The sequence below is a fragment of the Streptomyces sp. NPDC096013 genome (assembly GCF_044763565.1).
In the GTDB taxonomy this organism is placed as follows: domain Bacteria; phylum Actinomycetota; class Actinomycetes; order Streptomycetales; family Streptomycetaceae; genus Streptomyces.
The window spans coordinates 513,987-537,327 of sequence record NZ_JBIWGK010000005.1 but is presented as its reverse complement, the minus strand read 5'-3'; the positions used below and the strand labels follow the sequence as shown (position 1 = coordinate 537,327).

Below are 23,341 nucleotides of genomic sequence, written 5' to 3'. Positions count from 1 at the left end.
AGAGGACCACACTCGACCGAGGTCGATGTGGGAGCGCTTGACCAGCCACTGCTGTGGATGCATGGGGTAAGTGGAACAGGCATCCGGTGGGGCGTCAACTGACTTGAGACGTACCGCTCACAGTATGGACAGCCTTGACAGCGGGGGGAAACGGCGCCGTACTCTCGGTGGACGGCCCTGCTGAGGGGCTAGGCCGTACCGCGCCGCGAGGCGCTCCGTGTGAAGGCACCACCCGTGCTCGACCGACGCCACGGAGTCTTCGCATGTCTTCCGACATCCTCGCCAAGTCAGCCGCCGCACCGGACATACCGGAGCTGGCCGGCTCCCCGCGGATCGTCCCGCAGCGCCGTCTCGGGCAGTGGACGGCCGCCGTCGCCGTCCTGGTCCTGCTCGGGTTCGCCGTCGCCTCCGTCGTCCGCAACAAGGCGTTCCAGTGGGGCGTGGTCGGCGACTACTTCACCTCGGACTCCGTACTGCGCGGCCTGTGGCTCACCCTGTGGCTGACGGCCGTGGTGATGGTGCTCGGCTTCGTCCTCGGCGCACTGCTCGCGGCGGCCCGGCTGTCCGCCAACCCCGTGCTGCGCGCCGTGAGTTGGGGCTACGTCTGGCTGTTCCGGTCCATCCCGATCCTGGTGCAGCTGCTGCTGTGGTTCAACATCGGGGCGCTGTACCCCGAGTTGCTCGGCGTGAAGACCGTCAACCTGTTCACGCCGATCGCGGTCGCGATCATCGGGCTCACCCTGCACGAGGCCGCCTACGCCGCCGAGGTCGTCCGGGGCGGCATCCTCTCCGTCGACCGGGGTCAGGTCGAGGCCGCGCAGGCGCTCGGGCTGAGCCGGTGGCGCCGCTGGTGGCGGATCGTGCTGCCCCAGGCGATGCGCTCCATCGTGCCGCCCGCCGGGAACATGCTCATCGGCACCCTCAAGGGCACCTCGATCGTCAGCGTCATCGCCGTCCAGGACCTGCTGTTCTCCGCGCAGTTGATCTATCACCGCACCTACCAGGTGATCCCGCTGCTGATGGTCGCCACCATCTGGTACACCGTCGTCACCTCGGTGCTCGGCGTCGGCCAGTACTACGTCGAGAAGCACTACGCACGCGGCTCGGAGCGCACCCGATGAGCGGGTCCAGGCGGACCCTGGTGATCGTCGGGGCCGGGCCGCGGGGGACCGGTCTCATCGAGCGCATCGCCGCCAACGCGCCCGAGCTGTACGACGGTTCGGGCCTCGACATCCATCTCGTCGACCCCCATCCGCCGGGCGCCGGACGCATCTGGCGCGCGGCCCAGTCGCCGCTGCTGTGGATGAACTCGCACGCCGAGGACGTCACCATGTTCACCGATGAGACGGTGGTCATGGAGGGCCCGGTGCGCCCGGGACCGACCCTGCACGAATGGGCGGAGATCGACGGCGGCACCTTCGCCGACCGCCAGCTCCAGGGCGCCTATCTGCGCTGGGTGCACGAGCGAGCCGTCGCGGACCTGCCCCCGGGCGTCACCGTCCACCACCACCCGCGGCGTGCCCTCCGGATCAGCGGCCCGCGCGAGGGACGCCAGCAGGTGTGGATCGAGGGCCGCCCGCGCCCGCTCCTCGCCGACCTCGTCGTCCTCGCCCTCGGTCACCTCGACGCCGAACTCGACGAGGAACAGCGCGAGTTGGCGGCGTACGCCCGCGAACACGACCTGGTCCACCTGCCGCCCGACTTCACCGCCGACAGCGACCTCTCCGCCCTCGCCCCCGGCGAACCCGTCCTCGTCCGCGGCTTCGGCCTCGCCTTCGTCGACCTGATGGTCCTGCTCACCGAGGGCAGGGGCGGGCGCTACGACGGCGACACCTACCTCCCCTCGGGGCAGGAGCCGGTGCTGTACGTCGGGTCGCGGCGCGGAGTGCCGTACCACTCGAAGATCGGTTACGAGTGGAGCGGTGAACGGCCGCCGCTGCCGCGGTTCTTCGGGCCCGCCGAGGTCGACGCGATCCTCGCGCGGGCAGCGGGTTCCCCCGGCTCCGGCGAAGCCGGGGGTGGGGGAGGGTTCGATTTCCGGCGGGACGTATGGCCCCTGATCGAGAAGGAGTTGGGGTTCGCGCACTACCACCGGCTGTTCGGTGTGCACCCCGAGCGGACGAGCATCGCCTGGACCGACTTCGAGGAGAAGTACGCGGCCTGCGAGGCGACGGAGCGCGAGATCCTCGTGGCGTCCGCGGTGCCCGACCCCGCCGACCGGCTCGACCTCGCGGCCCTCGACCACCCGCTGGCCGGGGTGACATACGCGTCCCAGGAGGAGTTCCAGGACGGGCTGCGCTCCTACATCGAGGACGATCTGAGCCGCCGTCACGACCCCGCCAACAGCCCGGACCTGGCGGTCTTCCTCGGACTGCTGTCCGTCTACGGCCAGTTGATCCGGCTCGGTGACGTCGGGCCCTGGTGGCACGGGTTCTTCAGCTATCTCGCCTCCGGGCCGCCGGGACCCCGGCTGCGTCAACTCCTCGCGCTGTCCCGGGCCGGCGTCGTGCGGTTCGTCGGGGCCGACATGGCCGTAGCGGCCGAGGACGGGGTGTTCCGGGCGTCGAGCGCGACCGTGCCCGGGGTGACGGTCGAGGCGCGGGCGCTGGTCGAGGCTCGGCTGCCGGAGCCCACGGTCGGGCGGACCGTCGACCCGTTGCTGCGTGACCTGCACGCCGACGGGGCCGTGGAGAGCCCCGAGGGGCTGCTGCGGGTGGACCGCACCGACGGGCGGCTGCTGGACCGGTCCGGGCAGCCGCATCCCCGGCGGTTCGCGCTCGGGCCCTACACCGACGTCCGCACGCCCGGCGCCTTCACCCGGCCGCGCACCGGCGGGCCCGCCTTCCGGCAGAACGACGCCACCGCGCGGGCCCTGCTGGCGTTCCTGCGCGACCTCGCGTGTCGGGCCTCCGCGTAGCCCCCGACCGCCAACTCCACTGCCAGCACAAGGGATTCACACCATGACCGTCATGGTCGACATCAGGTCCGTCCACAAGAGCTTCGGACCGCTCGACGTGCTCAAGGGCATCGACCTCGCGGTGCGCGCGGGCGAAGTCACCGTGATCCTGGGCCCGTCGGGCTCCGGCAAGTCGACGCTGCTGCGCACCATCAACCACCTGGAGAAGGTCGACCAGGGCACGATCAGCGTCGACGGCACACTCGTCGGCTACCGCCGCTCCGGCGACAAGCTGTACGAACTGCGCGAGCGCGAGGTCCTGAGACAGCGCACCCGGATCGGGTTCGTGTTCCAGAACTTCAATCTGTTCCCGCATCTCACCGTGCTCGACAACATCGTCGAGGCACCCGTCTCCGCGCTGAAACGCCCCCGCAAGGCGGCGGTCGAGAGCGCGCGCCTGCTCCTCGACCGGGTGGGGCTCGCCGACAAGGCCGACGCCTACCCGAAGCAGTTGTCCGGCGGTCAGCAGCAGCGGGTCGCGATCGCCCGCGCGCTCGCCCTGGAGCCGAAACTGCTGCTCTTCGACGAACCGACCTCCGCGCTCGACCCCGAGCTGGTCGGTGAAGTCCTGGACGTCATCAAGGACTTGGCCCACCAGGGCACCACGATGATCGTCGTCACCCACGAGATCGGTTTCGCCCGCGAGGTCGCCGACACCGTCGTCTTCATGGACGACGGGCGGATCGTCGAGCAGGGCGCCCCCACCGACGTACTCGACCGACCCCGGCACGAGCGCACCCGGACCTTTCTCTCCAAGGTGCTGTGACGTGCGCGGAAAGGGACTCCCCAGATGACCTCCTCGCACGGCCGCGGCCTGCATCTGGCCGCCGCCGTCGACCAGCGATCGGCCTACGACGCCGGCTCCTACGTCGAGTTGGCGCGGCTCGCCGAGAGCGGCGGCCTCGACTTCGTGACGCTCGACGACACCTTCGCGCGGCCCGGACCCGACGCCCTCGCCGTGCTGTCCCGGGTGGCCCCGGCGACCAACCGGATCGGCCTGGTGCCGACCGTGACCACCACGCACACCGAGCCCTTCCATGTGCAGGCCGCGGTCGCGACCCTCGACTGGGTCAGCCGGGGCCGGGCCGGCTGGCGGCTCGACGTGTCGACCACCGAGGGCGAGGCCCGCCTGTTCGGCAGACGGCATGCGGTGGCCGCCGACGCGCTGTGGCAGGAGGCCGGTGAAGTCGCCGAGGTGGCAGCCGAGTTGTGGGACAGCTGGGAGGACGACGCCGAGATCCGGGACACGGCCACAGGCCGCTTCGTCGACCGCGACAAGCTGCACCACGTCGACTTCCAGGGCTCCGCATTCTCGGTCAAGGGCCCCTCGATCGTGCCCAGACCACCGCAGGGCCACCCCGTCCGGGTGGTCGACGCGACCGAGGGCCAGGCCCGGCGCACGGCCGCCCGGTACGCCGATGTGGCGCTCGTGCGCGCCGCGAGTTCCGCGCAGGCCGGCGCCGTACGGGCCGAACTGCGGGCGTCCGCCGAGAAGTTCGGCCGCGACCCCGACACCCTGCGGGTCCTCGCGAGCCTCGTCGTCGACCTCGGCGACGGCGAGCACGCGGCCGAACCGGGCCACGGCGGAGGCGGCCCCCGGCAGACCGCGCACGGCCCGCTGTACCGGGGCGGCCCGGTCGACCTCGCGGAGCTGATCGCGGGCTGGCACGGCGACCGCACCGTCGACGGCTTCCACCTCACGCCCGTCGAACCCCGCCGCGACCTGGAGCGGCTCGCCAACGGCACGGTCGCGCTGCTCCAACACCGGGGCCTGTTCCGCACGTTCTACCCGGGCAGCACCCTCAGGGAGCACCTCGGCCTGGCCCGACCCGTCAACAAATACGCGGTGACCGGGGGAGCGTCATGACCGTACGGAGCTCCTCCCGCAAGCAGATCCATCTGGCCGCGCACTTCCCCGGCGCCAACAGCACCACCGTGTGGGCCGATCCCCGGTCGCGGTCCCAGGTCGCGTTCTCCTCCTTCGAGCAGCTCGCCCGCACCGCCGAACGCGGCCTCTTCGACTTCCTCCTCCTCGCCGAGGGGCTGCGGCTGCGTGAACACAAGGGCCGTATCCACGACCTGGACGTCGTCGGCCGCCCGGAGTCCCTCACCGTCCTGAACGCGCTCGCCGCCGTCACCGAGCGGATCGGGCTGGCCGCCACGGTCGGCACGACCTTCAACGAGCCGTTCGAACTCGCCCGCAGACTCGCCACGTTGGACCATCTCAGCGGCGGCCGGGCCGCCTGGAACGTGGTGACCTCGTCCGACGCCCTCACCGGCGAGAACTTCCGGCGCGGGGGATACCTCGACCGCGCGGACCGCTATCCCCGGGCGGCCGAATTCGTTGACGTGGCACGGGAGTTGTGGGATTCCTGGACCCCGGACGGAGTGCCCCGCCCCTTCGCCCACCGGGGCCGGCACTTCGACATCGCGGGCGAGTTCACCGTTCCGCGCTCACCGCAGGGGCACCCGGTCGTCATCCGGGCCGGGGACTCGGGGGAGGGGAGGGAGCTCGCGGCCAGGACCGCCGACGTGGTCGTCTCCCGCTGGGGGTCCGGGGGTTGGCTCCCGGGAGGACACGGCACCCGGCACGGCACGCTGGAGGACGGCCGCGCCTTCTACGCCGACGTGAAGGGACGCCTCGCCCAGTACGGCCGCAGCGCGGACGACCTCAGGATCATGCCCGGCGTCTCCGTCGTCCTCGGCGACACCGCGGCCGAGGCCCAGGAGCGCGCCGCCGAGATCAGACGGCAGCAGGTCTCCCCGCAGAACGCGATCCTCGCCCTGGAACAGCTCTGGGGCACCGACCTCTCCTCCTACGACCCCGACGGCCCGTTCCCCGACGTCGACCCGGTGCCGGACCCGACGCTCACCCAGGGCCAAAACCGGCGCGGCGACACCGTCGCGCTGGCCGAGAAGTGGCGGGCGCTCTCCCGTGAGAAGGGGCTGTCCATCCGCCAGACCGTGATCGAGGCGAGCGCCCGCCAGTCCTTCATCGGCACCCCGGAAGCGGTCGCCGCCGAACTGGAGACCTGGGTACGACAGGACGCCGCCGACGGCTTCGTCCTGCTCCCGCACCTCACCCCGGGCGGCCTCGACGAGTTCGTGGACCGGGTGGTGCCACTGCTCCAGGAACGCCGCGCCTTCCGCACGGAGTACCGGGGCACCACCCTGCGCTCCCACCTCGGCCTGCCCGAACCGGCGTGGCAGGGCTGACCGGCGGGCCGGCCGGAGGCTGTCCGGACGGCTGGCTTCCGGGCATCCCCGGGGGATGGATTCCGAGCCGAGCCGTTCGGTGTCGGGGCGCGTCATGCCGTACGACCCACAGCGCACCGCGCGCGTCGGTGCCGCGGGCGGTGTTCGCCGACTCCGCGAGCGGGCAGGGCAGTTGTCGCTTCCGGGTTCCGGTATCCGGCCGCGCCGGACGCCGAGGGGCGCACGACGGTGGACTTCAACCGGGCTGTGCTCCCACCGCGCGCGTTCGCCGAACATTTCATCTGCCCTTTCCCGCCGCCCGGGAATACGCTGGGCGTCGCGATCGAGGCGGGGGAGCGCACCCTTCGGCGGACAAGGCGCTGACCTGCGGCGGGCCGGGTTCCGGGCCACCGCGCCCGGGTGATCAACTCGCGTAGATTGTGGGCCAGTTGAACGCCGTACGGCCGAAAGGCGCCCTTGCGCCCAGCGGGCGGGCGGCCGAATACTCCCCCACAGCGCTTGTCAGGGGCACGGCGTGTTCGAAAACCGGACGCCCGACCCTGACTGCGCCTCACGGGCCCCGACCCCACGCGGGCCCCCGAATTCCCCTAGGAGGGAACGAAACGTGAGGATCAAGCGCACCACCCCGCGCAGCGGAATCGCGAGACGGACCAGGCTGATCGCCGTGGCCACCGGATTCGTCGCCGCTGCCGCGTTCGCCGTCCCCACCGCGAGCGCGAGCGACTCCCCGACGTTCAGCGCGACCCAGCTCTCCGCGGCCAACTCGTCCGTGCTCAAGGCCGATGTCCCGGGCACCGCCTGGGCGGTCGACAGCAAGACGAACCGTGTCGTCGTCACCGTCGACAGCACGGTCTCCCAGGCCGAGATCGCGAAGATCAAGGCGCAGGCGGGCAGCACCGCCGATGCGATCACGATCAAGCACACGGCCGGTCAGTTCAAGAAGCTGATCACCGGTGGCGACGCCATCTACGGCGGCGCCTACCGCTGCTCGCTCGGCTTCAACGTGCACAGCGGGAGCACGTACTACTTCCTGACCGCCGGCCACTGTGGTCAGGTCGCCTCCACCTGGTACTCCAACTCCTCGAAGACCACGGTGCTGGGCACGAACGTCGGCTACAGCTTCCCGACCAACGACTTCGCGCTGGTCAGGTACACCAACAGCTCGGTGGCCCACCCGAGCGCGGTCGGCAGCCAGACCATCTCCAGCGCGGCCACGCCGAGCGTCGGCACGACCGTCTACCGCCGCGGCTCCACCACCGGCACGCACAGCGGCCGGGTCACCGCCCTGAACGCCACCGTCAACTACGGCAGCGGCGACGTCGTCTACGGCATGATCCAGACCACGGTCTGCGCCGAGGGCGGCGACAGCGGCGGTCCGCTCTACGGCGGTTCCGTGGCCTACGGTCTGACCTCGGGCGGCAGCGGCAACTGCACCTCCGGCGGCACGACCTTCTTCCAGCCGGTCACCGAGGCGCTGAGCTACTACGGCGTGAGCGTCGGCTGACGTCCGTCTGAACGTCCTCCGCTCCGGACTGCAGCCGGCAGCGGGTGAGCCCCCGCACGCAACTGGCGTGCGGGGGCTCGCTCTTGTGCCGAGCGCGGAGTTACCGTCGTTGCATCGGAGCAAGCACCTGATGCGCCACGTCGGACCCTGGGGGCCGTGATGGTCGAGGAGCTGGTGACGGCGGGAGTGACACTCGCGTCCGTCGGAGCGGTGTACGCGATGGCGGCGGCGCGGGTCGTCAAACAGTACGAGCGCGGGGTGGTGTTCCGGCTCGGCAGGCTCAGGTCCGAAGTGCGCGGGGCCGGGTTCACCATGGTCGTCCCGTTCGTGGACAAACTCCGCAAGGTCAACATGCAGATCGTGACGATGCCCGTGCCCGCGCAGGAGGGCATCACCCGGGACAACGTGACGGTCCGGGTGGACGCGGTCGTCTACTTCAAGGTCGTCGACGCGGCGGACGCGCTGGTGCAGGTCGAGGACTACCGCTTCGCCGTCTCGCAGATGGCGCAGACCTCGCTGCGGTCGATCATCGGCAAGAGCGACCTCGACGATCTGCTCTCCAACCGCGAAAAGCTCAACCAGGGACTGGAGTTGATGATCGACAGCCCCTCCATCGGCTGGGGCGTGCAGATCGACCGGGTCGAGATCAAGGACGTCTCCCTGCCCGAGACGATGAAGCGGTCGATGGCCCGGCAGGCCGAGGCGGACCGTGAGCGCCGGGCCCGGATCATCAACGCGGACGCCGAGTTGCAGGCCTCGAAGAAACTCGCCGAGGCCGCCGAGCAGATGTCGGAGCAGCCCGCCGCGCTCCAACTCCGGCTGCTGCAAACGGTGGTGGCGGTCGCTGCCGAGAAGAACTCCACGCTGGTGCTGCCGTTCCCGGTCGAGCTGCTGCGGTTCCTGGAGCGGGCGGCCCCGGCTCCGGCCGCCCCTGCCGCGCCCGCCGCGCCCGCCGCGCCCGCGGCACCCGTGGCACCGGTTGCCCCTGAGGCGGCGCAACCGGTGCAGGAGCAACTTCCGCCCGCGGAGCCCCAGTCGGATCCGGACTCCGAGGGGTCGATTTCAAGACAGGACTAGTCCTCACCGGCTGATGAGCGTCACTCGCACCGAGTATTTGCAGTGCGAATGGCCAGGGCTGACCGTGAACAGTCAAAACGAGGGGGGCGTGCAACCGCGTTCCCCGCACGACCTGAAGTCGACCTTGTGCGCTCCCTGTGCGATTAGGAAGAGTAGGCGCTCGTCAACCTACCTTTCGGCCGGTCGGGTCACCATCACCTGGCGGGCCGACCCCCCACAGGAGGACACGAGTTGAAGCACCGACGCATACCCGGGCGACGGGTGGCCGTGGCGGGTGCGGCCATAGCCGCACTGGTCGTCGCGGGAGTCACCTTGCAGAGTGCGAACGCCAGCGAAACCACCCCGGCGTCCGCACCGCACACCCTCTCGGTCCTCGCGGCCGGAAAGCTCGCCTCGACGCTCGACAGGAACCTCGGCACGGACGCGGCCGGCACGTTCTACGACGCGAAGACCAAGAGCCTCGTGGTCAACGTGCTCGACCGGAACGCGGCCGACACCGTCGAGGCGGCCGGAGCCAGGGCGAGAATCGTCGAGAACTCCCTCGCCGAACTGGCGGGCGCCCGCACGACCCTGAAGCGGGACGCCACCATCCCCGGCACCTCGTGGGCGACCGACCCCACCACCAACAAGGTCGTCGTCACCGCCGACCGCACGGTCTCCGACGCCGAGTGGACCAAGCTCGGCAAGGTCGTGGACGGGCTCGGCGCGAAGGCCGAACTCCAGCGCACCAAAGGGGAGTTCAAGCCCTTCATCGCAGGTGGCGACGCCATTTCCGGCTCGGGCGGCCGCTGTTCGCTCGGCTTCAACGTGGTCAAGGGCGGCGCGCCGTACTTCATCACCGCCGGGCACTGCACCGAGGCCATCTCCACCTGGTCCGACTCCAGCGGCAACGAGATCGGCACGAACGAGCGGTCCAGCTTCCCGGACAACGACTTCGGCCTGGTCAAGTACACCTCGGGCGTGGCCCACCCCAGCGCGGTCGACCTCTACAACGGCTCCTCGCAGACCATCACCCACGCCGCCGACGCCACCGTCGGCGAGAAGGTGACCCGCAGCGGCTCGACGACCCAGGTGCACACCGGCACGGTCACCGGCCTGGACGCCACCGTGAACTACGGCAACGGCGACATCGTCAACGGCCTGATCCAGACCGACGTCTGCGCCGAGCCCGGTGACAGCGGCGGCTCGCTCTTCGACGGCGACGCGGCGATCGGCCTGACCTCCGGTGGCAGCGGCGACTGCGCCTCGGGCGGCGAGACCTTCTTCCAGCCGGTCACCGAGGCACTGTCGACGTTCGGGGCGCAGATCGGCTGACCTGCCCGTACGGCACCGCGAAGTCCCGTCCCCGCGTGCGAGGGGGACGGGACCTTCGCGTAGGGACGGGCTCCGTCGGCTTCGCGTCCGCGCCCGTGCGGCGGGCTCAGCGCTTGGGCCAGTACCAGAGCGGTTCGTCGAGCGGACCCTCGCGCCCCGCCACCGTCGTCTGCCCGAACTCCTTCACCAGCTCTATGGAGTTGACGTCGAGACGGTGTGGTGTCGCGCCCTTCCGGAGGGCGTCGGCGAGTGGCCTGGCATGGGTGACGACGACGATCTGGGTGTCCTTCGTGGCGGTGAGGATCAGGTCGGCGAGCGGGGGGATCAGGTCCGGGTGGAGGCTGGTCTCCGGCTCGTTCAACACCAGCAGCGACGGCGGCCGGGGGGTCAGCAGGGCCGCCGCCCACAGGAGATAGCGCAGGGTGCCGTCCGACAGCTCGGCCGCGGTCAGCGGGCGCAGCAGGCCGTGCTGGCGCAGGCCGAGCCGGAAGCGGCCGCCGAGGTCGGCGATCTGGACCCGGCTGCCGGGGAAGGCCGCGTCCACGGCCTCGTCCAGCGCGTCGGCGGCACCGATCTCGCGGATCGTCTGAAGGGCGGCGGCCAGGTCGGAGCCGTCACCGCTGAGCACGGGCGTCCGGGTGCCGATCCGGTCGGCCCGGGCCGGTGCGTGCGCGTCGGTGCGGACATGGTCGTAGAACCGCCAGGACCTCATGAACTCCCGGACCGCCAGGTCGTCCGGGGCGTGCTGGGGGTCGGCCAGTTCGCCGAGCATGCTGTCGTACGGGCGCAGGGTGCCGTGGGCCCGGGACCAGCCGCCGCTCGCGCCGCGGAGTTTGACGACGGCTCCCGCGCGGTCGGAGAGCGTGGCGGCCGGGCGCAGGACGGGGCCGCTCCAGATGGACTCGCGCTTGATCTCCGGGTCGAGGTTGAACATCGACGGCGCCTCGCCCGCGCCCGAGGAGGGGCTCGGGTGCCCGAAGTCCACCGCGTAGCCGAACTCGTCGCCCGCGAAGCCCAGTCGCAGACTGACCGGGCCCGAGCGGACCGTGCCCTGCACGGCATGTCTGCCCTCGCGCACCGCGCGGCCGATCGTCTCCGGGCCCGCCCACAGCACCGACGGCAGCCCGCCCTCCCGCGCGAGCGCGGCGACGGCACCGCCGCGCGCGGACTCGGCGAGCAGGCGCAGGGACCGGTAGAGGCTCGACTTGCCCGTGCCGTTGGCCCCCGTGATCACGTTCAGTCGCGTCAGCGGGACGATCAGGCGGCGCAGGGAGCGGTAGTTCTCGACGGCGAGGGTGCTGATCATCCGTCCAGCGTCGCAGACGGGTCCGACAGTCCCGGTCGGCCCAGCAGGTCCTCGTGCTTCCGGCGCAGCGTTGCCGCCAGCAGGGTGACCACGATCCCGGCGAGCGCCCAGGCGGACAGGACCAGCAGCGGGCCGGTGACGGCGTTGCCCTTGAAGTAGGCGATCGAGCGCGCCACCCAGGTGCCGGCGCCCGGTGGCAGCGCGGGCCCGATCGCGTTCCAGAACGGCGGCAGCAGCGGCAGCGGGAAGGCGCCGCCCGCGCTCGGGTTGCCCGCGATCACCACGAGCAGGATCGCCAGGCCGATGCCCACCACCCCGAAGACCCCCTGGAGGGCGAGGGTCGCCGCCCCCACGGCGAACGTGACCAGCGCGCCGAGCCCCCAGAGCGCCGTCACGCTGCCGGGCAGCGCGCCCAGGATCGGCCCGATGATCACCGCGCCGCCGAGGCCGCCGACGAGCGCGACCAGTGCCATCACGGTCAGCCGGATCACCGCGCGGCGAGGGTTGGCGGGCCGGGCGCCGGTGCTGATCGCCAGGATCGAGGCGCAGAGATAGCCGCCGACGCACCAGCCGACGACCAGGTAGAAGGACGACAGCCCGTCGAAGTCCTGGCTGGACGCCGGTGCCACGTCCACCGTCCGGACCGTGCGCTGCTCGGTCCTCTCCAGGGAGGAGGTGATGGTCTCCAGGGTGGTGGCGAGGACGGTGCCGCCGCCGGTGGCGACCAGGAGCGTGTCCTTGGTGCCGCGCGGGTCGAGGACGAGGGCGCCGTCGATGTCCCGGTTCAGGATCTGCTTCCGCGCGGTCGCCGCGTCGGACACCGCGCGCGGGTCCAGCGGTGAGCCGGGCAGCCGCTTCAGCCGGGCCACCGTCTGCTCGGCGGTGACCCCGGGAGCGACGACCCCGAACGGCACGTCCCTGGGCTTCGGGTGGTGCAGCGCCCCTACGTAGGAGGCGATGAAGAGCAGCTGAAGGGCGACCACACCGACGACGAGGAGGGTGGCCCGCAGGCTGACCGCGTCCTTCACCTCCCCGAGAAAGGACGTACGGGACGTACCGGTACCGGGGGTCTCTCTCATGTCCCCACGGTCCCGGCGGGCCGGTGTTCGCGCAGGCGGAAAGGGGCCGAACGGATGTCGTACACGCGTTCGAAGATCTTTTCTCTCCAACTGCCCGGCGCGGCTGGGGAGCTGACGGAGTGGGGCTTGTTTCGGACACCGCGGACCTCCCCAGAGAATCGCTGGTGTGTTCGAATGAGGTCGCTGACCGGGGCTGATGGGGCTAGAGTAATCGAACGAGAGTACGATGAACATATCGGGCGGATGGCCGAAAAGGGGTGGATGGATGGAGGTGCGGCATGGCGGGCTTCGCCCACGTGCACGTCGCGTCCGGTTACTCCGCCCGCTACGGCGCCTCCCACCCCGAGCAGCTCGCCCGGCGGGCGGCCGAGCGGGGGATGTCCGCGCTCGCGCTCACCGACCGGGACACGGTCACCGGTGCCGTCCGGTTCGCGCAGGCGTGCGCCGGAGCCGGGGTCCGGCCGCTTTTCGGCATCGACCTGGCGGTGGAGGCCCTCGCGCCCCCGCCGCCCGCGCAGCGCCCGCGCACCCCCGCCCGCGGCGGCGCGCACGTGGTCGAGCCACCGCTGCGGTTCGTACTGCTCGCCCAGGACCGGGCGGGCTGGGCGCGGCTGTGCCGCATCACGTCGGCGGCGCACGAGGGCGCCCTGTCCGGTACGCCGCCGGTGGTGCCGTGGGAGGCGCTGCGCGAGTACGGCGGTCCCGGCCTGACCGTGCTGCTGGGCCCGCTCTCGGAGCCGGTGCGGGCGCTGTCGGTGGGCCGGGAGGACGTCGCGATGAAGCTGCTGGCTCCCTGGCGGGAGGTCTTCGGGAGGGGGGTGCGGTTGGAGGCCGTAGCGCAGAATCGTTTCGGCACCGCTCCGGGTTCCCTGCGCCTGGCCGCCCGCACCCTCGCCCTGGCCGACCGCACCCGCACCACCGCCGTGCTCTCCAACGCCGTCCGCTACGCCGACCCCGACCAGCACCGCCTCGCCGACGTCCTCGACGCGGCCCGGCTGCTGCGCCCCGTCGACAGGCGCCGCCTGGACAGCGGGCAGCGCTGGCTCAAGGACGAGAGGGAGATGACGGTCGTGGCACGGATGATCGCCGAGTCCGCCGGAGCGGACGTCCGCCGGGCCCGCCGGCTGCTGGCGGACACCGTGGCCACGGCGGATGTGTGCGCCGTCGACCCGGTGGCCGACCTCGGCCTCGGCGTCCCGCACTTCCCGGAACCCTCGCTCTTCGGCGCCGGACCGGAGACGGGCGGCGCGGCCGCGCTGCTGCGCCTGAGGTCCGAGGAGGGCCTGGTCCGGCGCGGCCTCGACCGCGACCGGGCGGCACGCGACCGGCTGGAGGAGGAACTCGCCGTCATCTCCCACTGGAACTACGACGCGTACTTCCTCGCCGTCGGCCAGGTCGTCGCCGACATCCGGGCCAAGGGCATCCGGGTCGCCGCCCGCGGCTCCGGCGCCGGTTCGCTGGTCTGCCACGCGCTGGACATCGCCACCGCCAACCCGCTCGACCACAGCCTGCTGTTCGAACGCTTCCTGAGCACCCGCCGGGAGTCACTGCCCGACATCGACATCGACGTGGAGTCGGCCCGCCGCCTGGAGTGCTACGACACGATCTTCGAACGCTTCGGCAAGGAGCGGGTGGCGGTCACCGCGATGCCCGAGACCTACCGGGCACGCAGGGCACTGCGCGACACCGGCCTCGCGCTGGGGATCGCCCCGGCCGACGTCGACCGGATCGCCAAGAGCTTCCCGCACCTGCGCGCCTCCGACATCACCAGTGCCCTCGCCGAACTGCCCGAACTGCGCCAACTGGCCGCCGAGGCACACCGGTTCGGCCCTCTGTGGGAACTCGCCGAAGGCCTCGACTCGCTGGTCCACGGCATGGCCATGCACCCCTGCGGCGTGGTCATCAGCGACGCCACCCTCCTGGACCGGCTGCCGGTGCAGCCCACTCCGCAGGGCGACTACCCGATGGCGATGGCCGCGAAGGAGGAGATCGAGGCGCTGGGCAACATCAAACTCGACGTCCTGGGCGTTTTCGCCGCTTACTTTGTGTGTCGCTATAAGTACCTGAACAGGCACTCGAGTGAGGCATCGAATCTCTTGTTCTATGCATTTCCTCGTGTGTCATAAGTACGCTGGGGCGCATGCTGCTTGAGAGGTTCAACGCGGCCGGGTGGGAACAGTGGGACGTTCCACGGCTTCCGGCGATTCCTGACGGGATGCCGATCTTGGTTGACGACGATCTACTGTTCGCCGACGGTGTCTCGCGGCGTCCGGCCACGGTGGTGAACCGATGGCTCAGGGACTTGCCGAATAACAAGGTCGCCTCGGTTGGAAGTTGGTGGGCATACGGGCGAGCTGTGAAGGCTTGGATGGAGCACCTGCGTGTCCATGGAATCGAATTGTTCGACACACGTGTCCGATTGAAAGAGGCGTTGAGTACTTACGCCGCTTTTCATGAGTCCGGCCCGATCGGCGAGCGTTGGCAGGCGACCTATTGGAACCAGCAGGTGAGTATCCTGTCCGGTTTCTACCAGTGGGCGGTCGCCGAAGCCGGAGTCAGTGCCGTGCCGTTCACCTACAAGCAGGCAACGGCTGCGTTTGGTGGTACCAAAATCACGGTGATGACGAACCTGGCCACGAGGCGGGTCGGGAAGCCTCATGTGACGGTCCGCTACCTGGAACCGGAGTTCGAGGATCTTTTCCTCAAGGGGCTGGGGGGACTTGGTCCAGATGGCGCCGCGGATATGAACTTTCACGGCCGGGAGTTGTCGAGGAATGGCGCGGGTGGGGCGTTGGCCTTGGGGACGGGGATGCGTCGTAGGGAGTTCAGCATGCTGCTGGTGTACGAACTTCCTGCGTTACCAAGGCGCCCGACCGAGGTGCCGATCGAGTTCCCCGTGCCGGCACCACTCGCGAAGGGGAGGAAGTTCAGGCGGACTTGGATCACTTTCGAGGACCTTGAGAGGGTGCACGGACATGTCCGCCTGGACCGGCAGATGACCGGAGTCGGATCTACGTGGACGCCCCCGCGGTCGTGGGGAGAGCCTTTGCACGTGACCGAGCCGGATGTGCGCGGTGGCCGGGTGAACGGCACTCGCGTCATGTGGGGGGCGCTGACGCCGGCTGAACGTCTGAGACTCGTTGCCCCCGAAGGTGGTTCGTGTCTGCTCTGGCTCAAAAGCCGCGGAGCCCCGTTCACCGCTTGGTCCACCGTCTTCGAACGCACCTCCCAGCGAATCGCCAAACGATGGGACCCGCGGTTTCCACACGTCTATCCACACCGGTGCCGGCACACGTTTGCCATGCGGACCCTGGAAAAGCTCGCGCGTGGCTACTACGCGAGTGCCGCCCAACTAGGTTCGGGCGACGCAGATGCGGTGTGGCTGCACTTCCTGACTGCCAATGAGCCGTTGCTGATTCTGCGCGATCTCCTTGGCCACAGCAGCGTCCTGACCACGGAAATGTACGTCAAGCGCCTTGATGTGTCGCGCATTTACAAGCAGGCATATGCCTCTTCATATGAAGCCCGTGCAAGTTCGCTTCAATTAACCAAGGCAGAAATTGAAGTGGAAGCCGAGTTCAAAGAGGAGGGCAGCTGATGCCCGCACGTTTGGTGAAATCCCCGCTGGGCGTGACCTGCACCTTCAGCAAGGGCCGCACCAGATCGCTGACTCTCACACTCGCGGAGAGTTACCAGGGTGCTCTTGCCGAAGACCTTTTGACCGGGCTCGTTTCCCTCGTCCATCCGCATGGCCGGGTCGATTCCGCGGGGTTGGTGCGGGACTATGTTCTGTCGATCAGGCTCATGGTCGATGCGCTCGCCGACCGGACTCCAGGCGGCGCGCGGGACTTGACCGTTGCGATGCTGTCCGAGTTCTGGCTCTCACATTCTAATCGAGCCGAGCGGCACACCAGGGCCATGCTTCTCGGGCTGAAGGAAGGTGGGGCTGGGCTTCGGAGCGAGGCGCAACGGTTCGCGGAGGGGCGAAAGTTCAATCGCGTGAGCCGTTCGGAGCCGCTCGCACCGTATACAGAGGATGAATGGGAAGCCCTCCAGACAAGATGCCAGGAGATCGTAGATGCCGCCTATGCCGACCATCAGACTGCCCTGCACGAAGTGGAGGCGACCGACGGATCCGCCCGGCTGGAGCCAACACCGGCAGGAGTGCTGCGGCTCCTCGCGCGAAATGGCCCAGCCACCACGGGGGAGATCTGTAAGTATTTCGGGATCAGAAACTCAGTGAGGCAATCGGCCCTGCAGGTCGGACCAACGAGTGTGCGGTTGTTCCCGTCTGTGGAGACAGCTTTCGCCTACCGGACCTTGTTCGCTGCTCGAAGTGGGATCGTTCCAGACGGCATCGAGGACTTGGGTCTTGGGGATATCGATTGGGCGGGAGACAACACCATCCTGCTCAACTACTTCAAGGGGCGGACCTCGCGCGAGAGTAATAACCTGCCCAAGTTGGCCGTAGCCATCCTCCAGCAGTGGCTACAGCACTCTGATTTCTTACGGAACTTCGCTAGCCCCGAGGTACGCGGAGCTTTGTGGATCCGATGCAGACGAGGTGCACCTGGCCGGATCGTTTCGAGACCTATAAGCAACGGGGAGTATCTGCGGCTCCAGGGCCTGCGACTGCCGGTACGAGTGTCCGCGCCGCGAGTGCGCACGACGTTCGAAGCGCTACGGGACCGTAGCCACTGGCACGGCAGCGAAAGGGCAACCATCGACCCCAACCATTCGTCTCCGACTGAGGCGGAGCGGTACGTGGGCAAGCCAACTCCCAAACAGCGCGACTTGCTGGACTCCGTCATCGAGGACGGCCAGGGCGACATGCTGAAGCGGGCCCGCACACCGCTCAGGGTGGTCACTGCGCAAGACGCAGCGGAAGCCGCACGGCAGCTGCCGCAGGTAGTGGCGGATCTGCAACTGGATGAGACGGTGATCGCTGAATTGGCAGGCGCGGAGCGTGACGTGTTTGCCGCCTCCTGTGTGAACATCTTTTCTGGTGTGTTCGGGCCGAAAGGCAAGCCATGCCCGGCACGCCCGTGGGTGTGCCTGGCCTGCCCGCTGGCCGTCTTTGCGCCCCGCCATGCGGTGAACCTTCTGAGGTTGAAGGGGTTCTTCACTGAGCAATGGCGACAGATGCCGTCAGGTGAGTTCATGCGGCATTTCGGCTACTACTCGGCCAGGGTCGACGAGGTGATTCGCAGGTTTGAAGACGGTGTCATTGATCGCGCCCGTCGGTGCCTGGAGACTGAGCCGAGCACGCTACCGCTGCGTCCTGAGGAGACGACAGCATGAAGCATGAAATCGGAACCGTCGCCGTACGGGAATCGATTTTCGCGGGTCTTTGGGTGTGTGCGGAGGCCGATCTGCCCATGCCTGCTGGCGTACCCGGGCCTTGCTTTGACGACGACATGTGGGATTTCGTTGATGTCGTTGGATTGCCAGCCCAATGGGGAACATCCGAATTACGCTTCAACTTCCGTAACGTGGAGAACCCGATATGGCGTTTGGTGGCGAAGGAGTACATCTTCGCATTGATGGTGCCCACCCATCCTGCAGTTGCCCAGCTGCCGCTCGCGTACCGTACAGTGCGGAGCATCCGCACCTGCTCTGCCAAGTTCGGGCGCCTGGCGGGCTGGCTGAATTGGCTCAGCCGCAACGGTGTGCTCTCCCTTTCCCAGGTCGGCGACCGGGAATGCGATGGCTATCTTATTGAAGCCCGCAAGGTTCGAGACCGTATCACTGGCGCCGTGGTGCGCACAGCTGGAGACGGTGAGGTACGTGCTGCAACCAGACCGGTCATCGAGCTGGATTTCTATGGCGATCTGTTCCCGGATGACACCTACGCGGAAGGCTACCTCCCCTGGAAGGGCAGGCATCCGGGAACAGTTGACGGAACCTCGGATGTCTGGACGGCGAACCGTACTCCCGAGGTGAAAGACGAACTGCTGCGTCCGTTGCTGGCCGCCGCCCTATACGTGACCGAGCATATCGCGCCGCGGATCATCGAGCTGCGCAAGCAGGTACCCGATGAGGCACCACCGACCTGTGGGAATCGGTACCCGAGAAAGCCGCCGATCCGGGAGTTCCAACAGCTTCTCCAGCGATACGTCCGGTCCGGGACACCGCTCCCTCAGATCTACGTCGCAAAGGTCGTCGAACGTCTCAATGATGGCTGGTCAGCAGAGGATCCGTTGCTGTTGCTGTCGTTGTCGCATCTGGCGAGGGAGGCGGGTTTCCGGCAGTTCCGTCGCCCCTGGCTCGATAAGTTGCGGCCGCTCTTCGAGGAAGCCGTAGACCAAGTAGGAATCGAGTACCCCTACGGGCGAGACGCGGAACTCATCAGACGGGCAGACGGAGAGGGCAAGGTTCCTTGGACAGAGCCGGTATCCCCCCGGGACGTCGCTCTCCAGATGTCCATGCTGGTTTGGGCAGCAGCAGTGATCGTGGTGGCTGCTGTGGCCGGCATGCGGTCGTGTGAGTTGATGGAATTCGAGCGTGACTGCTGTTTGCCGCCTGAAGAGCGTGCTCCGGGGCTTTTTCGCTATCGCGTCCAGGGAAAACTGATCAAGGGGCAGAAGTTGGGCGGAGTTCGCGACGAGTGGGTCGTGGTGAAGGAGGTGTGGGACGCTATGAGGACTGCAGCAGCTGTGACTCCCACCCGTGAGCGGGCCGGCCGAATCTTTGGCCGATTCGCCTTTGACTCATGGTCGAATCAGTTTCGCGCCTGGGTCAACGGGCACGCTGGACGTCGTCTCGGGCTTGATCCGATCCCGGACGGCGCGGTCACGTTGAGGATGCTGCGGCGGACGCTCGCTGTGGAGATGGCATACCGGCCGCACGGGCTGATGGCGACGAAGCTTGCACTGAAACATCTGCATGCGACCACGACCGAGGGCTACACACGCCGCCCGGGTGGCGCCCAGGGCAAGTTCCTTGCCGAGGTTCAGAGCCTGGAGGAGACTCGCAACGTGGAGATCCTCGTGGAGGAGTTCGAGAACTTCCAGGACGGAATCATGCCCGCCGGACGGGGAGCGACTGAACTTGTGACGTTCTTCGAGTACATCGACGAGCTTGTGAAGGAGCACGCGGCGGACGAGACGAATGTGCTCATGAACGACACAGAGATTTTGGGGCTGATGCGCAAACGCGCGAGCATCCTCCACGTTGGGCTGGCGAACTACTGTTGGTTCGCCGATCCTTCCCGGGCGCTCTGTCTGATCCTGGCCGGCTCCACGGACGCAGATCAGCCCCTGATCGGGATGTGCGACTCGGCCCGCTGCCCGCAGGCGACCCATCACCAGCGACATCGGCCTGTATGGGCCGAACACGAACGTAAGCAGAAGGTGTTCCTCGGGCAGCTCGGTGTTACGCGCAAGCTGGAGGGCCCGCGCCAGCAGGCCGAACTGGAGCGGACTCAGCGGGTCTTGGCAGAGATCGACGCCGCAGGAGCGGATACGTGAGGATCACGGCCGAGCAGAGGCGGCAGAACGAGGACCGAATCCGCGCCGCCATGGATCGCTTGCTGCGAGGCGAGATTCCAGCCGGTGGCAGGTGTGACGTACAGACTCTGGCGGCCGAAGCTCAAGTGGCGCGGGCCGCGTTCTACAGCGGTCGCCCGTACGAGCATCTGCGCAATGAGTTTGAGCGCAGGTTGGCCGCCCTACGTGAAAGCGGGGCGATCCCCGACCCGAGGGACGCGCAGATCGCCCGCTTGAAGGAGTCGATCGCGAAATTGAAGGAGCGATTGGCCGTCAGTGAGGCGAAGGAGACCGAGCATGACAGCTTCCGTGAGCTGGCTCTGTCACGACTGGCTGCCCAGCATGACGAGATCGAACGGCTTCGGGAGTTGCTGAACGTCAGTGGCGCGGTTCTACCGCTCGTCGGGAGGGTTCCAGGTCAGAAGTGATCAATCCTTACTGAAGAAAGCTCGCCGATTATGAAGAGCGTGCTTACCTCACTGGATGGGCGTCGATCCAGGAGAGACCACCGAGGTCGAGTTGGTGGCGTGCGCGTGTGACGGCGACGTAGGCGAGGCGGGCGTCGGTGTCGGTGATCGGTTCCGGGACCGGTTGTCCCTGAGCATCGAGTTGATCAGTGTCCTTGGGAGGTGGGAAGTCGTCGCCGATCTTCACGGTGGACCATTCGCGCCCTTTCGCTTTGTGAGCCGTGGATACGGTTACGTCGGATTGCTCCTCGTCCGTGAGTTCATTGACCGCGGCGAGGATCGCATCGGGACCGTTCGTGTCGACCAGGTCGACGAAGGGCTGGAGGTCGCCGCCGGCGGGGTCATACGCCGCGTAGTCCTGTACTTCGCCCCAGGAGGCAAAGAGGACAAGTTCGGGATGGCTGGTTCGGCGGCCTTCTTTGAGGTCGCGTGCTGCCAACGCCAGTGCGGCGAGTGTGTGTGCGCCGCGGGCCAGGGCGACGCGGCGGCCTTCGGCGAGGAGCCGCATGACCTCGGTCATGGCGCCGATGTTGGTGCGACAGAGCACCGCATCCGGGTTGGCCACGTCTCCGACTTCCGTGGGCATCGTCTCGCTTCCGGTCAACCGGATGGGAGCCTCGGCGAGTTCGAGCCAGCGGTTGGCCTGTTCGGCGAGGAGGGGGCCGAAACGGAAGGAGCGGGTGAGGGTGAGCGCCGTGGCGTCGTCGAAGCCGGTCATCACGTCGCGGGCGCCGCGCCAGCCGTAAATGGCCTGTGCGGAGTCGCCCACCATGACGAGCTGGGCGTGGTCACGCTGGGCATGGAAGACCTGCTCCAGGACGGGGTTGGTGTCCTGGGCTTCGTCGAGGAAGAGGAAGTCCGCTTCGATCTTCGGCTGGGTCAGGGCCCACATCTTCAGATAGTGATCGTGTTCGAAGTGGACTACGCCCTGGTCGGGGTTCTGAAGGTCGGCCCACGCTTTGACCGCGAACGGAAAGACAGCGTCGGTCAGTTGGGCATGCTCGGCTTGTGTCGCCAGGCGGCGAAGCCGCGGTACATGATGGCGGCTCAGGGCCCGGTCGGCGGAGTAGCAGAAGCGCTTCACGGCGCGTAGCGCCGTGTTGGAGAGCGTCCTGTGGCTGATCTCGTGATCGCCGATGCGGATGGGGCGGGTGATGCCGAGGGCTTGGCCGGTTTTCCAAGCGGCTTGGCGCGGACCGTTGAGCCGACCGGCATAGCGGTGGCCGAGGGCGGCGTACGCGGTCGCATGGGCGGTCCTGCACGTCACTGTACGGGGGAAGCGCATAGCGGCGTGGCAGGCGATGTCCTTGTTGAAGGCGACGTAGCGGCCACGTCGTTTGGTGCTGGCGGCGAGCATCTCGAGGGTGGTGGTCTTGCCGGTACCGGCTCCCGCTTGCAGGGCGAGGTGGTGTCCTGCCCGGAAGGCGTCGACGGCGTGGACCTGCTCGTCGGTCGGTGTGGACACAAAGGCTCCTCAGGAAGGGACGGAGGCACACTTGCCTCTGGACCGGCGATGGAGAGCGTGCGCTGCACAGAGCAGTAGCTCTTCGGGGGCGTGATCGACGAGCAGTTCTTCCAGCCGACTTGCCAGATGGCGGGCACGCTCTTCGCCGTGCCGGGCAACGGCGTCGGTAATGATCTCGCTCAGGAAGTCCCGGGGCCGTTGACCGCGGGCTGACGCAGCGCGGCGGACGACAGTACGGGTGGCGGGACTGAGGGAGATGTTCAGCAGGACCCGGCCATGTCGGTCAGGGTAGTGGGTGGTGAGAACATCGATGGGCAGCATCGCATCGAGCCGGTGACGTAGCGCCCGCAGAGCGCGGCCAGGCGTTCTGGCGCGCTGCAGGGCCAGCAGTCTGGTGCGGCTGGTGTCGTTGGCCAGAGCCACGACACGACGGGCGCGGCACAGTTCGTCGTCGGTGGCGGGCCGAGTCAGGGCGATCTCGATCGCGTGGTGCGCGGTCACGGCTGCAGCGCCCTCCTGCTCCGGTCAGCGGGCCCTGGACGTCGGATGGCCGCCGGGAGCCGGGTGCGGATGTACTGGTGGTGGACGAGCGGGTCGAAGGGCTCCCACTCGGCCACCGCTACATCGGGCGCTGCGGGAATGGCGGCGTGTTCTGGGCAGCGTTGGGCTCTCCAGCGCAGTTGCTCGGCATAGGGCAGATGAGTGAGCGCGTAGACGGCCATGACCTCCCCGTGCAAAGGAAGTTGGCCGTGCGCAGCCGTGGTGGGCACGAGGGTCCAGACCCCTGCTGGAGACTCATGTGTGAGCAGTGAACTTGTACAGCGGTGGCGTCGGCGGGTCTGGGCGACGCACTGGATCTCGTCCACCGGGCGGCTGGCGAGGTAACGGACGTACAGGAGTTGCACGATAGGGCGGGCCGGCCGGCACGTAGCCGTCGGCGAGGTCTCGGCGTTTGGCGGAGCGGCAGGGGGAGCGAATGCGCCGAGGTCGATCAGGCGGCGGGTGTTGACCGCCAGGGCGCGGCGCAGTCCTGCCAATTCAGGGGCAGCGGGAAGGGCGTCGCGGGCGGGGCACAGCAGGGCGTGCGGCAAGCGGCACCAGTCGCTGCCGTCGCCCGCTGGATGAGCGACACCGCGGCTGACGTGCCAGTGGCAGGTCGAAGGCACCTTCTCGGTGGGCAGTTCGTCCGGGTGCAGGCGGATCGGGTGCTCGTTGGTGCGGTGGTACCACTCGATGCGGTTGCCGCAATCCCGGCAGCGGTCGCTCTGACCGCACCGCAGCAGACGGCTGGCGCTGTCGCCGCTTACACGGAGGGAGCGCCTCGCGTGGTTGTGGACGGGGCTGTCGTTCCGGCGGTGCGGGGAAGGGGGTGTGGAGCGCATGCGGGCGAACCTGCCAGTCAACACGCCGCTCAGCCGGTGTCGCTGCCGCAAGTGTCCCCTGGACGGCCGTATCTGTTGAGACTGGCTT

The 23,341-nt window shown here is 68.6% G+C and carries 17 protein-coding genes and 2 pseudogenes; 14 read left to right on the top strand and 5 right to left on the bottom strand.

The genetic code is table 11. The features are described 5' to 3' along the window. Positions 1-263 precede the first annotated feature (263 nt). The 9 genes and pseudogenes from ACIRB1_RS20490 (at position 264) to ACIRB1_RS20450 (ending at position 10,067) form a co-directional block, all read left to right on the top strand. Positions 264-1,121 carry an amino acid ABC transporter permease gene (locus tag ACIRB1_RS20490; RefSeq protein ID WP_403466460.1) on the top strand — a complete coding sequence of 286 codons (858 nt, stop codon included), beginning with the start codon at positions 264-266 and terminating at the stop codon, positions 1,119-1,121. After that, the gene (locus tag ACIRB1_RS20485) at positions 1,118-2,917 is read left to right on the top strand and encodes an FAD/NAD(P)-binding protein (RefSeq protein ID WP_403466459.1); all 1,800 of its coding nucleotides are present in this window, start codon (positions 1,118-1,120) and stop codon (positions 2,915-2,917) included. The genes ACIRB1_RS20490 and ACIRB1_RS20485 overlap by 4 nt, the downstream gene beginning before the upstream one ends. 43 nt (positions 2,918-2,960) lie before the next feature. After that, positions 2,961-3,722, top strand: a complete 762-nt coding sequence (locus ACIRB1_RS20480; protein WP_403466458.1) for an amino acid ABC transporter ATP-binding protein — start codon at positions 2,961-2,963, stop codon at positions 3,720-3,722. A gap of 24 nt (positions 3,723-3,746) precedes the next feature. After that, positions 3,747-4,823 (top strand): LLM class flavin-dependent oxidoreductase, encoded by a 1,077-nt coding sequence (locus ACIRB1_RS20475; RefSeq protein WP_403466457.1) that lies wholly within the window; start codon positions 3,747-3,749, stop codon positions 4,821-4,823. After that, positions 4,820-6,172, top strand: coding sequence for an NtaA/DmoA family FMN-dependent monooxygenase (locus tag ACIRB1_RS20470; protein ID WP_403466456.1), 1,353 nt, complete (start codon positions 4,820-4,822; stop codon positions 6,170-6,172). Before ACIRB1_RS20475 ends, ACIRB1_RS20470 begins: the two co-directional genes overlap by 4 nt. Positions 6,173-6,309: 137 nt before the next feature. Further along, positions 6,310-6,535, top strand: a pseudogene (locus ACIRB1_RS20465) (DUF1684 domain-containing protein); the annotation flags it as partial. A 241-nt stretch (positions 6,536-6,776) separates the two neighbouring features. Continuing rightward, the gene (locus ACIRB1_RS20460) at positions 6,777-7,676 is read left to right on the top strand and encodes a S1 family peptidase (protein ID WP_352180166.1); all 900 of its coding nucleotides are present in this window, start codon (positions 6,777-6,779) and stop codon (positions 7,674-7,676) included. Between the two features lie 159 nt (positions 7,677-7,835). After that, a complete protein-coding gene (locus ACIRB1_RS20455; protein WP_403466504.1) occupies positions 7,836-8,753 on the top strand; it encodes a slipin family protein in 918 nt (305 codons plus the stop codon). Positions 8,754-8,984: 231 nt separating this feature from the next. Beyond that, entirely contained in the window at positions 8,985-10,067 is a 1,083-nt protein-coding gene (locus tag ACIRB1_RS20450) for a S1 family peptidase (protein ID WP_403466455.1), read from the top strand. Positions 10,068-10,173: 106 nt separating this feature from the next. On the opposite strand, the gene ACIRB1_RS20445 is transcribed toward ACIRB1_RS20450, so the two are convergent. Together ACIRB1_RS20445 and ACIRB1_RS20440 are read right to left on the bottom strand one after the other, a co-directional pair. Further along, positions 10,174-11,373, bottom strand: a complete 1,200-nt coding sequence (locus ACIRB1_RS20445) for an AAA family ATPase (protein WP_403466454.1) — start codon at positions 11,371-11,373, stop codon at positions 10,174-10,176. Further along, the gene (locus tag ACIRB1_RS20440; protein WP_352180169.1) at positions 11,370-12,452 is read right to left on the bottom strand and encodes a DUF3533 domain-containing protein; all 1,083 of its coding nucleotides are present in this window, start codon (positions 12,450-12,452) and stop codon (positions 11,370-11,372) included. The genes ACIRB1_RS20445 and ACIRB1_RS20440 overlap by 4 nt, the downstream gene beginning before the upstream one ends. Before the next feature lie 278 nt (positions 12,453-12,730). Between ACIRB1_RS20440 and ACIRB1_RS20435 the strand changes: the two are divergent. The 5 genes and pseudogenes from ACIRB1_RS20435 to ACIRB1_RS20415 form a co-directional block, all read left to right on the top strand. Beyond that, a pseudogene (locus ACIRB1_RS20435) lies at positions 12,731-14,482 on the top strand (PHP domain-containing protein); the annotation flags it as partial. Positions 14,483-14,592: 110 nt separating this feature from the next. Further along, positions 14,593-16,050, top strand: coding sequence for a site-specific integrase (locus ACIRB1_RS20430; protein ID WP_403466453.1), 1,458 nt, complete (start codon positions 14,593-14,595; stop codon positions 16,048-16,050). Further along, on the top strand, positions 16,050-17,753 hold the full coding sequence (locus ACIRB1_RS20425) for a hypothetical protein (protein WP_403466452.1): 1,704 nt from the start codon (positions 16,050-16,052) through the stop codon (positions 17,751-17,753). The genes ACIRB1_RS20430 and ACIRB1_RS20425 overlap by 1 nt, the downstream gene beginning before the upstream one ends. Continuing rightward, on the top strand, positions 17,750-19,921 hold the full coding sequence (locus ACIRB1_RS20420) for a site-specific integrase (RefSeq protein ID WP_403466451.1): 2,172 nt from the start codon (positions 17,750-17,752) through the stop codon (positions 19,919-19,921). The genes ACIRB1_RS20425 and ACIRB1_RS20420 overlap by 4 nt, the downstream gene beginning before the upstream one ends. Beyond that, complete coding sequence (locus ACIRB1_RS20415; protein ID WP_403466450.1) at positions 19,918-20,367, top strand: hypothetical protein; 450 nt, start codon at positions 19,918-19,920, stop codon at positions 20,365-20,367. Before ACIRB1_RS20420 ends, ACIRB1_RS20415 begins: the two co-directional genes overlap by 4 nt. 43 nt (positions 20,368-20,410) lie before the next feature. On the opposite strand, the gene ACIRB1_RS20410 is transcribed toward ACIRB1_RS20415, so the two are convergent. Genes ACIRB1_RS20410 through ACIRB1_RS20400 form a run of 3 tightly spaced genes read right to left on the bottom strand, consistent with a single transcriptional unit; the run spans position 20,411 to position 23,253 of the window. Then, positions 20,411-21,871, bottom strand: coding sequence for a UvrD-helicase domain-containing protein (locus tag ACIRB1_RS20410; protein WP_403466449.1), 1,461 nt, complete (start codon positions 21,869-21,871; stop codon positions 20,411-20,413). Between the two features lie 9 nt (positions 21,872-21,880). After that, positions 21,881-22,372: a hypothetical protein gene (locus ACIRB1_RS20405; protein ID WP_403466448.1), complete on the bottom strand. Its 492-nt coding sequence runs from the start codon at positions 22,370-22,372 to the stop codon at positions 21,881-21,883. Continuing rightward, positions 22,369-23,253 (bottom strand): DUF6083 domain-containing protein, encoded by an 885-nt coding sequence (locus ACIRB1_RS20400; protein WP_403466447.1) that lies wholly within the window; start codon positions 23,251-23,253, stop codon positions 22,369-22,371. Before ACIRB1_RS20400 ends, ACIRB1_RS20405 begins: the two co-directional genes overlap by 4 nt. Positions 23,254-23,341: the final 88 nt, after the last annotated feature.

Coding starts and splice junctions, on each gene's coding strand:
- ACIRB1_RS20490 (WP_403466460.1), top strand. CDS start 264: ATGTCTTCCGACATCCTCGCCAAGTCAGCCGCCGCACCGGACATACCG.
- ACIRB1_RS20485 (WP_403466459.1), top strand. CDS start 1,118: ATGAGCGGGTCCAGGCGGACCCTGGTGATCGTCGGGGCCGGGCCGCGG.
- ACIRB1_RS20480 (WP_403466458.1), top strand. CDS start 2,961: ATGACCGTCATGGTCGACATCAGGTCCGTCCACAAGAGCTTCGGACCG.
- ACIRB1_RS20475 (WP_403466457.1), top strand. CDS start 3,747: ATGACCTCCTCGCACGGCCGCGGCCTGCATCTGGCCGCCGCCGTCGAC.
- ACIRB1_RS20470 (WP_403466456.1), top strand. CDS start 4,820: ATGACCGTACGGAGCTCCTCCCGCAAGCAGATCCATCTGGCCGCGCAC.
- ACIRB1_RS20455 (WP_403466504.1), top strand. CDS start 7,836: ATGGTCGAGGAGCTGGTGACGGCGGGAGTGACACTCGCGTCCGTCGGA.
- ACIRB1_RS20445 (WP_403466454.1), bottom strand. CDS start 11,373: ATGATCAGCACCCTCGCCGTCGAGAACTACCGCTCCCTGCGCCGCCTG.
- ACIRB1_RS20440 (WP_352180169.1), bottom strand. CDS start 12,452: ATGAGAGAGACCCCCGGTACCGGTACGTCCCGTACGTCCTTTCTCGGG.
- ACIRB1_RS20430 (WP_403466453.1), top strand. CDS start 14,593: ATGCTGCTTGAGAGGTTCAACGCGGCCGGGTGGGAACAGTGGGACGTT.
- ACIRB1_RS20425 (WP_403466452.1), top strand. CDS start 16,050: ATGCCCGCACGTTTGGTGAAATCCCCGCTGGGCGTGACCTGCACCTTC.
- ACIRB1_RS20420 (WP_403466451.1), top strand. CDS start 17,750: ATGAAGCATGAAATCGGAACCGTCGCCGTACGGGAATCGATTTTCGCG.
- ACIRB1_RS20400 (WP_403466447.1), bottom strand. CDS start 23,253: ATGCGCTCCACACCCCCTTCCCCGCACCGCCGGAACGACAGCCCCGTC.